Genomic DNA, 13,571 nt, shown 5'->3' with positions numbered 1-13,571 from the left:
AACCGAACGCAACCGCCGCGACGAGACAGGACTTAGGCGGGGAGGTGGGCCAGGACGGAACCGAGGACGGACACGGCGCCGGGCTTGTCCAGGGGGCTGTTGCCGTTTCCGCACTTGGGGGACTGGATGCAGGAGGGGCAGCCGGCCTCGCAGGCGCACGACCGGATGGCGTCGCGGGTGGCGGTCAGCCAGGCCGCGGCGGTGCCGTAGGCGCGTTCGGCGAACCCGGCGCCGCCCGCGTGTCCGTCGTAGACGAAGACGGTGGGCGCCTCGGTGTCGGGGTGGTTCGCCGTGGAGAGGCCGCCGATGTCCCAGCGGTCGCAGGTGGCGATCAGCGGGAGGAGGCCGATGGCCGCGTGTTCGGCGGCGTGCAGGGCGCCGGGGATGTCCGCGGGGGCCACGCCGGCGCGGGACAGTTCGCGGGGCGAGATGGTGAACCAGACGGCCACCGTGCGGAACTCGCGCGCCGGCAGGTCCAGGGGTGTGGTGTCGATGATCTCGCCGGTGCTGATGCGGCGGCGCTGGTAGGACACCACCTGGTTGGTGACGTCCACCTCGCCGAGGAAGAGGCCGATCGGGCCGGCGTCCACGTACGAGCGGACGGCCACCACCGAGACGTCGGTGATGTCGCGCGGGTGGGTGGACCAGTCCGGGTCGGCGGCGTGCACCAGGGCCACGGCGTCGTCCAGGTCCAGGTCGTCGACCACGTACGTCTGGCCCTGGTGCAGGTGGACGGCGCCCACGTGGAGCATCGCGTGGGCGGACGCCGGATCGACCGTGCCCAGCAGCTTGCCGGTGGCCGACTCGACGACCGAGATCGGAGCGCCGCCGGTGCCGCGCAGGTCCACGTCGGGGGTGCCGCGCCGGGTCCAGTAGTAGCCGGTCGGCCGCTTCCGCAGGGCACCGGAGGCGGCCAGCGCCTCGGCCGCGGCGGGCGCGGCGGGACCGAACATCTCCAGGTCCTCGGCGGTCAGCGCGGCTTCGGCGGCGGCGCAGCAGAGTTGCGGACCCAGGATGTACGGGTTGGACGGGTCCAGGACGGTGGCCTCGACCGGCTTGCCGAACAACGCCGCGGGGTGATGCACCACGTACATGTCGAGCGGGTCGTCGCGGGCGATCAGCACCACCAGCGCGTCGCCTCCCGCGCGGCCGGCGCGGCCCGCCTGCTGCCACATCGACGCGCGCGTGCCGGGGTAGCCGCACATCAGCACCGCGTCCAGGCCGACCAGGTCGACGCCGAGTTCCAACGCGTTCGTCGAGGCCAGGCCGAGCAGGTCGCCGGCGAGCAGCGCCTGCTCGATCGCCCGGCGGTCCTCGCGCAGGTAGCCGCCGCGGTACGCCGCCACCCGTTTGCCCAAGCCGGGCACGGCGGCGTTGAGGCGGGCGCGGCTCCACGTCGCGATCAGCTCGGCGCCCTTGCGCGACCGGACGAAGGCGAGTGTCCGCGTCCCGTCGGCGATGGTGTCGGCGAGCAGGTCGGCCGTCTCGGCAAGAGCCGACCGCCGCACCAGAAGTTGATCATCAAGGGATGAAGAACTGTGGGACGAGGAGACGAGCGGCGGCTCCCACAGGGCGAAGGTGACGGCCCCTCGTGGCGAGGCGTCCGACGTGACCGCGTTGACCTTGAGTCCGGTCAGCCGGGACGCCGCGTCGGCAGGGTCGCCCGAGGTAGCCGACGCCAGCACGAAGGTCGGCGAGCCTCCGTAGCGTGCGGCCGCCCGCCGCAGCCGCCGCAGGACATGCGCCACGTGCGAGCCGAACACCCCGCGATAGGCGTGACATTCGTCGACCACCACGTACGCGAGCCTGCGCAGGAAGGCGGCCCAGTGGGCGTGCCCGGGCAGGACGGCGTGGTGCAGCATGTCGGGGTTGGTGAGCACGAAGCGGCTGTGCTGCCGGATCCACTCCCGCTCGGCACGCGGTGTGTCCCCGTCGTAACTCTCCGGGCGTACCCCCGAAAGACCGAGACCGGCGACGGCGCGTAACTGATCGGCCGCGAGCGCCTTGGTCGGGGAGAGGTAGAGCGCCGTCGCCCGCTCGTCGGACAGCAGGCGGGACAGCGCCGGCAACTGGTAGCCGAGGGACTTGCCCGACCCGGTCCCGGTGGCGAGGACCACATGCAGACCGTCGTGGGCCATCGTGGCGGCCACCGCCTGATGTTCCCACGGCTGCAAGATCCCATTCTCGGCGTACGCCGTGCGCACGTCCTCGTGGACCCACCCGGGCCAGGCAACCGTGCGACCGGAACGGGCCGGGATCCGCTCCACGTGCGTCACGGCCGGCCGGCTGAGAAGAGGGTGGGTGACCGGCACGACAGCACTCTCGCATCGGTATGCGACGAACCCCAAACGGGTACCACGACGGGTGCCACGCGTCTAGGGCTTCCCCTCGGTGGTTAGATTCGCTGGGGAGATCGGCCGAGGAGGAACGATGGAGTTGTCGCTGGCGGCCCGCACCGTCGCCGGACACACGGTCCTGGAGGTCGGTGGCGAGGTCGACGTCTACACCGCCCCACGACTGCGGGAACGCCTGGTCGAGTTGGTCGACGGGGGCGCGCGCAAGGTCGTGGTGGATCTGGGCCGGGTCGACTTCCTCGACTCCACCGGCCTGGGTGTGCTGGTCGGCGCCCTGAAACGACTCAGGGCCGCGGACGGCACGTTCGGCCTGGTCTGCTCGAAGGAGCCACTGCTCAAGATCTTCCGGATCACCGCTCTGGATCAGGTTTTCCCCATCTATGCGTCGATCGAGGCCGCGACCTCGACCGGCGGTGACGGCGCCGGTCCGACCGAGTGATGGCGACGGTCCGGTTGTCCTTCTCGCCCGCGCCCGTGCATGTCCGCACGGCGCGCCTGGTCGGCGTGGCCGTGGCCCGGCGGGCGGGGGTCGCCGAGGAGCTCCTGGACGAGGTGCGGCTCGCGATCGGTGAGGCCTGCACCCGCGCGGTGGCGCTGCACCGGCAGCACGGCCTGACCGATCTGGTCACGGTCGAGATGTCGGACGCCGACTCGTACGCGGTCCGGGTGATCGACCACGCGCCCATCGACGCCAGCATCGGCCTGGCGAAACTCCTCCCGGACGAGCTGGCCGACGAGTCGTTGCCCGACGAGGCGCTCACCACCGGTGTCGGATTCGCCCTGCTCGCCGGTTTCGTCGATGACCTCCAGGTGCGTCCCGTCGACGACGGCACGGGCACCGAGGTCCGGATGGCGTGGCCGGTCAATCGGCGTTGATCGTTCGTAAACCTCGAACGGCGGGCTAGCACAGCGGTAAACATCACCCCGACACGGCCCGAACCAGGTGTGACCACAAACACGACGGACCTATACAGTACGCGGGTTATCAGCTACTGCTCCTGGTCCCGCAGCCGCGGGACCTAGTCGTCGTCACTCCCGCGATGAGCGGGGAGGCACCCGGCGGTCACGTCCGCCGCCGGGGGGTTGTCGGTTACAGGAGGACATTGGATGTCCGGCAAAGTGGAATATCTCGCCGCGGAGGGCGGCGAGGTGTCCCTGAGTAGTTCGAACGTCAGTTTCATCATCGTCGCGATCGTCTTCGCGCTGGTGGCGCTCGCCTTCGCGGGTTACTTCGTCAAGAAGGTGCTCGCCGCGGGGCGTGGCACCGAGAACATGCAGGAGATCGCGGGAGCGGTGCAGGAGGGCGCGAGTGCCTTTCTCTCCCGCCAGTTCAAGACCTTGGCGATCTTCGTCGTCATCGCCGTGATCCTGCTGTTCCTGCTGCCGGTGCACGCCACCGACAACGAGACCTGGGTCAAGATCGGCCGCTCGCTGTTCTTCGTGGTCGGTGCGGTGTTCAGCTCGCTGATCGGCGGCTGGGGCATGGCCCTGGCGACCCGCGCGAACCTGCGAGTGGCCGCGGCGGCCGGTGAGTCCGGCGGACGTGAGAAGGCCATGACCATCGCCTTCAAGACCGGTGGTGTGGTCGGCTTCCTCACCGTCGGCCTGGGTCTGTTCGGTGGCGCCCTGGTCGTGCTCATCTTCCGCGGCGACGCTCCCACCGTGCTCGAGGGCTTCGGCTTCGGCGCCGCCCTGCTGGCCATGTTCATGCGGGTCGGCGGCGGCATCTTCACGAAGGCCGCGGACGTCGGCGCCGACCTGGTCGGCAAGGTGGAGCAGGGCATCCCCGAGGACGACCCGCGTAACGCCGCCACCATCGCGGACAACGTGGGCGACAACGTCGGTGACTGTGCCGGCATGGCGGCCGACCTCTTCGAGTCGTACGCGGTGACCTTGGTCGCGGCCCTGATCCTGGGCCAGGTGGCGTTCGGGCAGGACGGCCTGATCTTCCCGCTGATCGTCTCGACGGTCGGCGTGGTCATCGCGATCGTGGGTGTGTTCATCACCCGGCTGCGCGCGTCCGACAAGAGCGGCCTGACCGCGATCAACCGGGCGTTCTACATCTCCGCGGTGCTGTCCGCGGTGATCGTGGCCATCGTCAGCTTCATCTACCTGCCGGACTCGTTCGCTGGCTTCGGCACCGACGCCGCCATCGACCCGGATGTGGTCGCGAGCGGCGCCAACCCGCGCTTCGTCGCCATCGGCGCGGTCGTGATCGGCATCGTGCTGGCCGCCGCCATCCAGGCACTGACCGGGTACTTCACCGAGACCCAGCGGCGTCCCGTGCAGGACATCGGCAAGTCGTCGCAGACCGGCGCCGCCACCGTGGTGCTGGCCGGCATCAGCGTCGGCCTGGAGTCGGCGGTCTACTCGGCGCTGCTGATCGGCGCCGGCGTGTACGGCGCGTTCCTGCTCGGCGGCACGTCGCTGACCCTGTCGCTGTTCGCGGTGGCGCTGGCCGGCACCGGCCTGCTGACCACGGTCGGCGTCATCGTCGCGATGGACACCTTCGGCCCGATCTCGGACAACGCGCAGGGCATCGCCGAGATGTCCGGTGACGTCAGCGAGAGCGGCGCGCAGATCCTCACCGAGCTGGATGCCGTGGGTAACACCACCAAGGCGATCACCAAGGGCATCGCGATCGCCACCGCCGTGCTGGCGGCGACCGCGCTGTTCGGCTCGTACGTGAACACCCTGCGTACGTCGCTCGCCGAAGCCGGCATCACCGCTCAGCAGATCGGCACCGAGGTGCTCAACCTGCTGAACATCGCCAACCCGCGCAACCTGGTCGGTCTGCTGATCGGCTCGGCCGTGGTGTTCCTCTTCTCCGGCCTGGCCATCAACGCCGTGTCCCGTTCGGCGGGCGCGGTCGTGATGGAGGTTCGCCGCCAGTTCCGCGAGTTCCCCGGCATCATGGACCGCACCCAGCGGCCCGAGTACGGACGCGTGGTCGACATCTGCACCCGGGACGCTCAGCGCGAGCTGATCACGCCGGGTCTGCTGGCGATCATGGCGCCGATCGCGGTGGGCTTCGGCCTGGGCGCCGGCGCTCTGGCGGCCTACCTGGCCGGTGCGATCGGCACCGGCACGCTGATGGCGGTGTTCCTGGCCAACTCCGGTGGCGCCTGGGACAACGCGAAGAAGCTGGTCGAGGACGGCAACTACGGCGGTAAGGGCTCCGAGGCGCACGAGGCCACGATCATCGGTGACACCGTCGGTGACCCGTTCAAGGACACCGCCGGTCCGGCGATCAACCCGCTGCTCAAGGTGATGAACCTGGTCTCGCTGCTGATCGCCCCGGCGGTCGTGGCGTGGAGCATCGGCACCGATCAGAACGACGCGCTGCGGATCACGATCGCCGTCGTGGCCGCGCTGGTGATCGTCGCTGCAGTGATCAACAGCAAGCGTAAGCCGATCTCGATGGGTGAGGACGCTCCGGCCGCTCCGGCGTCGGAGAAGGTCAACGTCTGACGCCAGGTCCACGGATCCGGCACGAAGATGATCAAGAAAGGGCACCCGGCGCTCAGCCGGGTGCCCTTTCCGCATGTCGATGACGATGAAAAGGTGTCGGAGCCAACACGTACCCTTTTCGCCATGCGCCCGGCCCGATCGTTGCTGATCGTCATCTCCCTTCTCGTCGGTGTGTCGATGGCCGCCTGCTCGCAAACCACCGGTCCGCGCAACTGGGCGGCGGCGGTGTGCAACGCGCTCGCGCCCTGGCGGGCCGAGATCGGCACGCTGACCGACCGCACCCAGGAGCAGATGACCGCCGAGACCACGCCCGCCCAGGCGAAAGAGAACCTGGTCCGGCTCTTCAGCGGCGCCGAGACGGCCAGCGAGCGCGCCCGGGCGGGGGTGGAGCGGGCCGGCGTCCCCGACGTCGACCAGGGCGAGCAGGTGGCGGACAGCTTCATGGCGTCGCTGAGCGGTATGCGGGACGCCTACGCCCGCGCCCGCGGCGGCATCGAGAAGCTCGACACGAGACCGCAGAAGACTTTCTACGAGCAGGTCACCGGCGTGGTGCAAAAACTCAACCAGGAGTACGAGCAGAGTGAGCTCGACACCGGCAAGCTGAGCTCCGTGGAATTGAAGCAGGCGTTCGACGAAGCGCCGGAGTGCCGCTGACCATGGCCGAGACGGGCTGGCCGCTGATACCGCGCGAGCTGCTGCCCGCGCCGGTTCCGGTTGCCTCCCGCACCCGCCGCCCCCTGTCCCACGCCACGCCCGGCGGCCGCCAGCTGCCGATCTTCGGGGCGGAGACCACCGACTCGTCCCCGCTGGACCTGGCCGGGCTCCTGGTCGGGCCCGGCCGGCTGGACAAGATGGGCGGCACCGCCCGGGTGTCGATCGGCGTGCACGACGCCTGGCGGGTGCACGTGCTGGCGGCTGAGCTGCTCACCCGCGGCCTGGTGGTGCATTGGCGGCCGTTCGACGAGCCCGAGACCGAGGTACGCGAGCTCCAGGTGACCGCGACACCGGAGGAACCCGACCTGGAGGCGACGGAGGGTGAGGACGACCCGCCCGAGATGATCGCTGAGAGTGCTGAGGCGGCCACAGATGCTTCGGCGGTGGAGGACGAGGACGACGGCCCTCGGTTCGAGGTACGGACGGCGTACTCGAGCAGGTTGGACGCCCTGGCCCGCGGCTGGCCGGCGGCCGCCGACGGCCTCTTCCTCAGCGGGCCGCGGCTGCGGCTCTGGGTGGCCGCGGCGGGCACGGCCGGTCCGGGTGGTTTCACGCTCGATCTCAACGACGAGGTCGAGCCGGAGATGATCGTCGCCGCGCTGCGCCGGGCCGGGCTCGACGGCAGTTTGTCGGATCGTGGACGCCACTACCGGATCACCCGCCGGCGACCCCTTCTCAGGCTGGCTGAGCTGGTCGGCGAGCGGCCGGCGTCGGCTCCGGCGGAGGTGTGGCCGGGCGGCGCTGGTGCATGATCTTCCTGGATTGTGTGCGACACACCTCTACATTCCCGGTGTACGGTGTCGCCGTTGGACGCGTGCGGTGGCCGTGCCGTTACCATCCGATGCCCGGTGCCCCGGGGAATGCGGGGCGATCCGGCGCGTTAGTTTGAAACGCAGGCAAGCAAGAGTGTGGGAGTGCCGTGCCGAGTGACGCCAGGACGACCCGTCTGGTGATCGTCGAGTCTCCGTCGAAGGCCAAGACGATCGCCGGTTATCTGGGGCCCGACTATTTTGTCGAGGCCTCCTTCGGTCATGTCCGCGATCTGCCCCGTAATGCCGCCGACGTGCCCGCCAAGTACAAGGGCGAGTCGTGGGCCCGGCTGGGCGTCGACGTCGACAACGGCTTCCAGGCGCTCTACGTCGTCTCCACGGACCGTAAGCAGCAGATCGCCAAGCTGATCAAGCTGTCGAAAGAGGTCGACGAGATCCTGCTCGCCACCGATGAGGACCGCGAGGGCGAGGCCATCGCGTGGCACCTGGTCGAGACGATCAAGCCCAAGGTCCCGGTCAAGCGGATGGTCTTCCACGAGATCACCAAGCCGGCCATCCAGGCCGCGGTGGCCAACCCCCGCGAGATCGACCGCGACCTGGTCGACGCGCAGGAGGCCCGCCGGATCCTCGACCGTCTTTACGGGTACGAGGTCAGCCCGGTGCTGTGGAAGAAGGTGATGCCCCGCCTGTCCGCCGGGCGCGTCCAGTCCGTGGCCACCCGCATCGTCGTCGAGCGTGAGCGTCAGCGCATGGCGTTCCGGTCCGCGGAGTACTGGGACATCAACGCGCTGCTCGCGGTGCAGAACGCGCCGAAGGACGGCCCCCGCACGTTCAACGCGACGCTGATCGCCCTGGACGGCGACCGCATCGCCACCGGCAAGGACTTCGAGCCCACCACCGGCCAGGTCCGGCCCGGCGCCGGCGTGGTGCATCTGGATGGTGACGGCGCCCGCGGGCTGGCCGCCCGTCTCGAGGACCGCGACTTCAAGGTCACCCGGGTCGAGGAGAAGCCGTACCGGCGCCGGCCCTATGCGCCGTTCATCACCTCCACGCTGCAGCAGGAGGCGGCCCGCAAGCTGCGCTTCTCGGCCTCGCAGACGATGCGTACGGCCCAGCGGCTGTACGAGAACGGCTACATCACCTACATGCGTACGGACTCGGTGAACCTCTCCGAGACCGCCCTCTCCGCGGCCCGGCGGCAGATCGCCGAGCTGTACGGCCAGGGCAGCGTCCCGCCGCAGCCCCGCCGCTACACCGGCAAGGTGAAGAACGCGCAGGAGGCGCACGAGGCGATCCGCCCGGCCGGCGACAACTTCCGCACCCCGGGCGAGGTGGCCAAGGAGCTGTCCACCGACGAGTTCAAGCTCTACGAGCTGATCTGGCGGCGCACGATCGCGTCGCAGATGACCGACGCGGTCGGCAACTCGATCTCGGTGCGCATCCGGGCCATCTCCACGGCGGGGGAGGAGGTCGACTTCTCCGCGACCGGTAAGACGATCACCGACCCCGGCTTCCTGCGGGCGTATGTCGAGTCGTCGGACGACGAGAACGCCGAGGCGGAGGACGCCGAGCGCCGGCTGCCCACGCTGACCAAGGACCAGCCGCTCACCGCCGACGAGCTGAACGCGATCGGCCACCACACCTCGCCGCCCTCCCGCTACACCGAGGCCTCGCTGGTCAAGGCGCTGGAGGAGCTGGGCATCGGCCGCCCGTCGACGTACGAGTCGATCATGCGGACCATCCAGGACCGCGGTTATGTGATCAAGCGCGGTCAGGCGCTGATCCCGGAGTTCCTGGCGTTCGCGGTGATCGGCCTGCTCGAGCGGCACTACCCGCGGCTGGTGGACTACAACTTCACCGCGGCGATGGAGACCCAGCTCGACGACATCGCCGGTGGCGACCACGCGGCGCTGGACTTCCTCACCTCCTTCTACTTCGGCAGCGACCTGGGTAGCGACGACTCGATCGCCAAGGCCGGCGGGCTGAAGAAGATGGTGACCGAGAACCTGAGCGACATCGACGCGCGGTCGATCAACTCGATCCCGCTCTTCGTCGACGAGAAGGACCGCCAGGTGGTGGTCCGGGTCGGCCGGTTCGGTCCCTATCTGCAGCGGCACGAGCCGGGCGAGGAGGAGGAGTCGGCGGAGAACCGCGCGTCGATCCCCGACGGCATCGCCCCCGACGAGCTCACCCCGGAGAAGGTCGACGAGCTGTACCTGGGCGACGGCGGCGAGCGCAGCCTGGGCGACGACCCGGCGACCGGCGACCCGGTGCAGCTCAAGTCCGGCCGGTTCGGGCCGTACGTGCAGAGCGGTGAGCGGCGGTCGTCGCTGTTCAAGACGCAGACGCCGGACGAGCTCACCCTGGAGCAGGCGCTCAAGCTGCTCCTGCTGCCCCGCACGGTCGGCAAGGACCCGGAGGGCAAGGAGATCATCGCGGCGAACGGCCGGTACGGGCCGTACGTGAAGCGCGACAACGACTTCCGGTCGCTGGACAGCGAGGACAAGCTGTTCACCGTCACGCTGGACGAGGCGCTGGCCCTGCTGGCGGCGCCGAAGACCCGGGGACGCAAGGCGGCCGCGCCGCCGCTGCGGGAGATGGGCAACGACCCGGTCTCCGAGAAGCCGATGGTGATCAAGGAAGGCCGGTTCGGGCCGTACGTGACGGACGGCGAGTACAACGCGTCGCTGCGCCGCGGTCAGACCCCGGAGGAACTGACCGTCGAGCAGGCGTCCGAGATGCTCGCCGAGAAGCGGGCGAAGGGCCCGGCGCCGCGCAAGAAGGCGGCCGCCAAGAAGGCCGCGGACCCGGCGAAGAAGGCCGCCGCGAAGAAGGCGACGCCGGCGAAGAAGGCCACCCCCGCCAAGAAGGCGGCGGCGGCCAAGAAGGCGCCCGCCAAGAAGGCCGCCCCGAAGAAGGCGACCAGCTCTTAAGGCCCTCGCTTTACGGGCCCAGCACCCGGTCCAGGTATTCGTTCGCGAACACCCGGGCCGGGTCGAAGCTCTCCCGGGCGGCGAGGAAGTCGTCGAACCTCGGGTACGCCGTCCGCAGCGACTCCGCGTTCCGGTAGTGCTGCTTGCCCCAGTGCGGGCGCCCGCCGAGCGACTCGCACACCGCCTCGAAGGCCCGGAAGTACGGCTCGTACGGGCTGCCGGCGAACTGCTGCACGGCGATGTACGCGGATTCGCGCCCGTACCCGTGCGACAGCCAGATGTCGTCCGGCCCGGTGAACCTCACCTCGACCGGGAACTGCACCCGGAACGGCAGGCCGTCGATGATCTTCGGTAGCGCGGCCAGCGCCTCGGGCGTGGCGGCGCGCGGCACCTCGTACTCCATCTCGTTGAACCGGACCCGGCGGGGAGTGCAGAAGACCTTGTCCGACCGGGCGGTGTAGGTGCGGGCCGTCAGGGCCCGCACCGCGAGCGCATTGGTCGGGGGGACCGCCGCCGGGAGGCGCGCGCCCAACCGGCAGACGGCCTGGAACACCGAGTTGGACAGGAATTCGTCGTCCAGCCAGCCGCGGAACCGGGACAGGGGCTGGTCGCTGACCGGCACCACGCTGTTGCGCTTGAGCTGCGTCCCCTGCGTGTGCGGGTACCAGAAGAACTCGACGTGGTCCTCGGCGGCGAGCCAGTCGTCCAGCCCCGCGAGGGTGTCGGCCAGCGGCATCGGACGTTCGTCGGCCCGCAGCAGGAACGCGTCCACGCAGCGCAGCGTGACATCGACCAGGATGCCGAGTGCACCGATGCCGACCTGCACGGCCGGAAACGCATCGTCCGATTTGTCGAGATGACGGATGTCCCCCGATCCGGTGACAATCGTCACCGCCTCGACACAGGACGCGATCGTCGAATGCCCCATCCCGGTGCCGTGGGTGCCGGTCGAGATCGCCCCGGCGACGGTCTGCGCGTCGATGTCCCCCAGGGTGGGCACCGCCAGGCCGATGGTCGCCAGATAGGCGTTCAGGACGGACAGCACCATACCGGCCTGGACGGTCACCAGATGCCCGTCCACGGACACCGGTGACGCCAGGCGCGGCAGTTGAACCCGCAGGTCATCGGCCACCGCGATGGAATTGAACGAGTGGCTGCTGCCGACCGCCTTGACCCGCCGCCCGCCGGCCGCGGCCTCCTTGACGAGCGCGGCGACCTCCTCGACACTCCCGGGCGTACGCACCTCGCGGGCCACCGCCCGCTGGTTGCCGGCCCAGTTCCGCCACCGGGTGGAGCGTGCAGGGGCGCTGATGTCACTAGTCGTCACGGCTTTGTCCCTCCACCGAGCGGACAGTCGCACAAATCCGGTGATGCCGTGTCGCCTCGGCGTCCCGTCGATGCTGCTCGCTCGTTGATCCGAGTAACGTTCCGATTATCACTGCTGAGAGGGAGTGGCGACGCGTGTCGACACCAACCGTCACCACCGGGCCGCTGCGGCGGGTCCCGGTGCAGGGCAGAAGCGTTGCCCGGGTCCAGCGCATGTTGGACGCCTGCGCCGAGCTCGTCGATGAGGTCGGCTATGAAGGCCTGACCACGACGCTGCTCGCCGAGCGCGCCGAGGTCGCCATCGGGTCCGTGTACCAGTTCTTCCCGGACAAGCGGGCCATCGTCCAGGCACTCGCCATGCGCAACATGGACGCCTACCTGCAGGCGCTCTCGTCCCGCTTCGCCAACGAGACGTTCGCGCACTGGTGGGACGGGGTGGACGCGGCCATCGACTCGTTCATCACCATGCACCGCACCGTCCCCGGCTTCCGCACGCTGCACTTCGGCGACGTCGTCGACCTGCACCTGCTGGACGCGGAACGGGACAACAACGCGGTCATCGCCGAGCGCCTCGCCGAGCTGCTGGCCGAGCAGTTCCAGATCGTCGACCGCGGCCGGCTGAAATTCGCGCTGCAGATCGCCGTCGAGGCCGCGGACGCGCTGATCAAGATGGCGTTCCGTCGCGAGCTCACCGGCGACGAGGCGGTCATCGGCGAGGCCAAGGCGCTGATCAGGGAGTACCTGCACCGCCACGTCTCCGCATGATGTCCTACCCGAGGAACGCATAGCCCTCGCCCCGGTACGTCGGGGTGGGCGCGGCCGTCTCCCCGTCGATCAGCTGCACCTCGTTGACGTGCTCGCACAGCTCGCCGGCCTTGGCGTGCCGGAACCACACGCGGTCGCCCAGCCGCAGACCGGACGCCGCCGCCCCGAGCAGCGGAGTCTGCACCTCGCCGGCCCACTCGTCGCCCCGGAGCTTGAGACCCTCCGGGAGGTACGGCGTGGGCTGGCGGGACGGCTCCGGCGGGCCGGACGCGATCCAGCCGCCGCCCAGCACGGTCGCTATGCGCGGGGCCGGGCGGCGGACCACGGACAGTGCGAAGAGGGCGGCGGGCGTCGGCTGCCAGTTCGTGTACTGGTCGAACAGCGTCGGCCCGAACAGGCCGGACCCGGCGGCGACCTCGGTCACCGACGGGTCGGCGGTGGTCTCGGCCACGCTGCCGGTGCCGCCGCCGTTGACGAACTCCAGGTCGGCGTGTTCGCGGACGGCGGCGACCGCGGCCTGCCGGCGTTTGAGCAGCTCGGGCAGGGCGATGCGCTGCATCAGCCGGATGGCGCCGCCGCGGGCCGCCCGGCCGGTGGGCGCGTCGCCGAGCCCGGCGATATGCGCCTCGTAGGACATCATCCCGACCAGGCGGAAGCCGGGGCGGGACGTGATGCGCCGGGCCAGCGCGGACGCCTGACCGGCCGAGTGCACGGGCGAACGGCGTACCCCGACATGAAGTTGACCTGCCGGACGCCAGGACGCGTCCAGCTCCATGCACACGCGCACCTCGGCACGCCGGCTGGAGGGCGCGACCTGGTCGACCAGGTCGAGATGCGCCGGGTGGTCGACCATCAGGGTGATGGCGGCCGCGAGCTGGTCGTCCTTACCCAGCTCGGCGAGGGCCGAGCGATCAACCGTCGGGTACGCCACCAGCACGTCATCGCTGACGCCCTCCCGGACCAGCCAGATCGCCTCGGGCAGCGTGTACGCCATCACGCCTCGCCAGCCAGGCTTGGCCAGCACCCGGTCCAGCAGCGTCCGGACGCGGACCGACTTGCTGGCCACCCGGATCGGTTTCCCGCCGGCCCGGGCGGTGAGCGCGGCCGCGTTGGCGTCGAAGGCGGCCAGGTCGACCACCGCGACCGGGGTCTCCAGGTGCGCGGTGGCACGATCCAGGCGTTCGCGCAGCCTGTGGCGTGGGTCGGTCACTGGGGGAACATAACGCCTTCGCGAGCAA

10 protein-coding genes are annotated in these 13,571 nt (G+C 70.2%); 7 read left to right on the top strand and 3 right to left on the bottom strand.

Features of this window, described 5'->3' with window-relative positions; translation table 11 throughout:
• Window positions 1-32 precede the first annotated feature (32 nt).
• A complete protein-coding gene (locus QSK31_RS27195; RefSeq protein WP_285687189.1) occupies window positions 33-2,312 on the bottom strand; it encodes a DEAD/DEAH box helicase in 2,280 nt (759 codons plus the stop codon).
• A 118-nt stretch (window positions 2,313-2,430) separates the two neighbouring features.
• Here QSK31_RS27195 and QSK31_RS27190 point away from each other — a divergent pair, with 118 nt between their 5' ends.
• The 6 genes from QSK31_RS27190 to topA all read left to right on the top strand — a co-directional run bounded on the left by QSK31_RS27190 (window position 2,431) and on the right by topA (window position 10,242).
• On the top strand, window positions 2,431-2,793 hold the full coding sequence (locus tag QSK31_RS27190) for an STAS domain-containing protein (protein ID WP_285687188.1): 363 nt from the start codon (window positions 2,431-2,433) through the stop codon (window positions 2,791-2,793).
• Window positions 2,790-3,230 (top strand): ATP-binding protein, encoded by a 441-nt coding sequence (locus QSK31_RS27185; RefSeq protein WP_285687187.1) that lies wholly within the window; start codon window positions 2,790-2,792, stop codon window positions 3,228-3,230. The genes QSK31_RS27190 and QSK31_RS27185 overlap by 4 nt, the downstream gene beginning before the upstream one ends.
• A gap of 231 nt (window positions 3,231-3,461) precedes the next feature.
• Window positions 3,462-5,825: a sodium-translocating pyrophosphatase gene (locus tag QSK31_RS27180; RefSeq protein WP_285687186.1), complete on the top strand. Its 2,364-nt coding sequence runs from the start codon at window positions 3,462-3,464 to the stop codon at window positions 5,823-5,825.
• A 123-nt stretch (window positions 5,826-5,948) separates the two neighbouring features.
• Window positions 5,949-6,479 carry a hypothetical protein gene (locus tag QSK31_RS27175; protein WP_502873015.1) on the top strand — a complete coding sequence of 177 codons (531 nt, stop codon included), beginning with the start codon at window positions 5,949-5,951 and terminating at the stop codon, window positions 6,477-6,479.
• Complete coding sequence (locus QSK31_RS27170) at window positions 6,470-7,291, top strand: hypothetical protein (RefSeq protein ID WP_285687185.1); 822 nt, start codon at window positions 6,470-6,472, stop codon at window positions 7,289-7,291. The genes QSK31_RS27175 and QSK31_RS27170 overlap by 10 nt, the downstream gene beginning before the upstream one ends.
• A gap of 167 nt (window positions 7,292-7,458) precedes the next feature.
• Entirely contained in the window at window positions 7,459-10,242 is a 2,784-nt protein-coding gene (gene topA, locus QSK31_RS27165; RefSeq protein WP_285687184.1) for a type I DNA topoisomerase, read from the top strand.
• 10 nt (window positions 10,243-10,252) lie between these two features.
• Here the strand turns inward: topA and QSK31_RS27160 are convergent, their stop codons facing one another.
• Window positions 10,253-11,569, bottom strand: a complete 1,317-nt coding sequence (locus QSK31_RS27160) for a D-arabinono-1,4-lactone oxidase (RefSeq protein ID WP_502873014.1) — start codon at window positions 11,567-11,569, stop codon at window positions 10,253-10,255.
• Window positions 11,570-11,703: 134 nt separating this feature from the next.
• Between QSK31_RS27160 and QSK31_RS27155 the strand changes: the two genes are divergently transcribed.
• Window positions 11,704-12,333: a TetR/AcrR family transcriptional regulator gene (locus QSK31_RS27155; RefSeq protein ID WP_285687183.1), complete on the top strand. Its 630-nt coding sequence runs from the start codon at window positions 11,704-11,706 to the stop codon at window positions 12,331-12,333.
• A 4-nt stretch (window positions 12,334-12,337) separates the two neighbouring features.
• Here the strand turns inward: QSK31_RS27155 and QSK31_RS27150 are convergent, their stop codons facing one another.
• A complete protein-coding gene (locus QSK31_RS27150) occupies window positions 12,338-13,543 on the bottom strand; it encodes an amino acid deaminase/aldolase (RefSeq protein ID WP_285687182.1) in 1,206 nt (401 codons plus the stop codon).
• Window positions 13,544-13,571 lie beyond the last annotated feature (28 nt).

The sequence above is a fragment of the Actinoplanes sp. NBRC 103695 genome (assembly GCF_030269485.1).
Taxonomy (GTDB): domain Bacteria; phylum Actinomycetota; class Actinomycetes; order Mycobacteriales; family Micromonosporaceae; genus Actinoplanes.
This window is presented reverse-complemented; position numbering and strand designations above follow the sequence as displayed.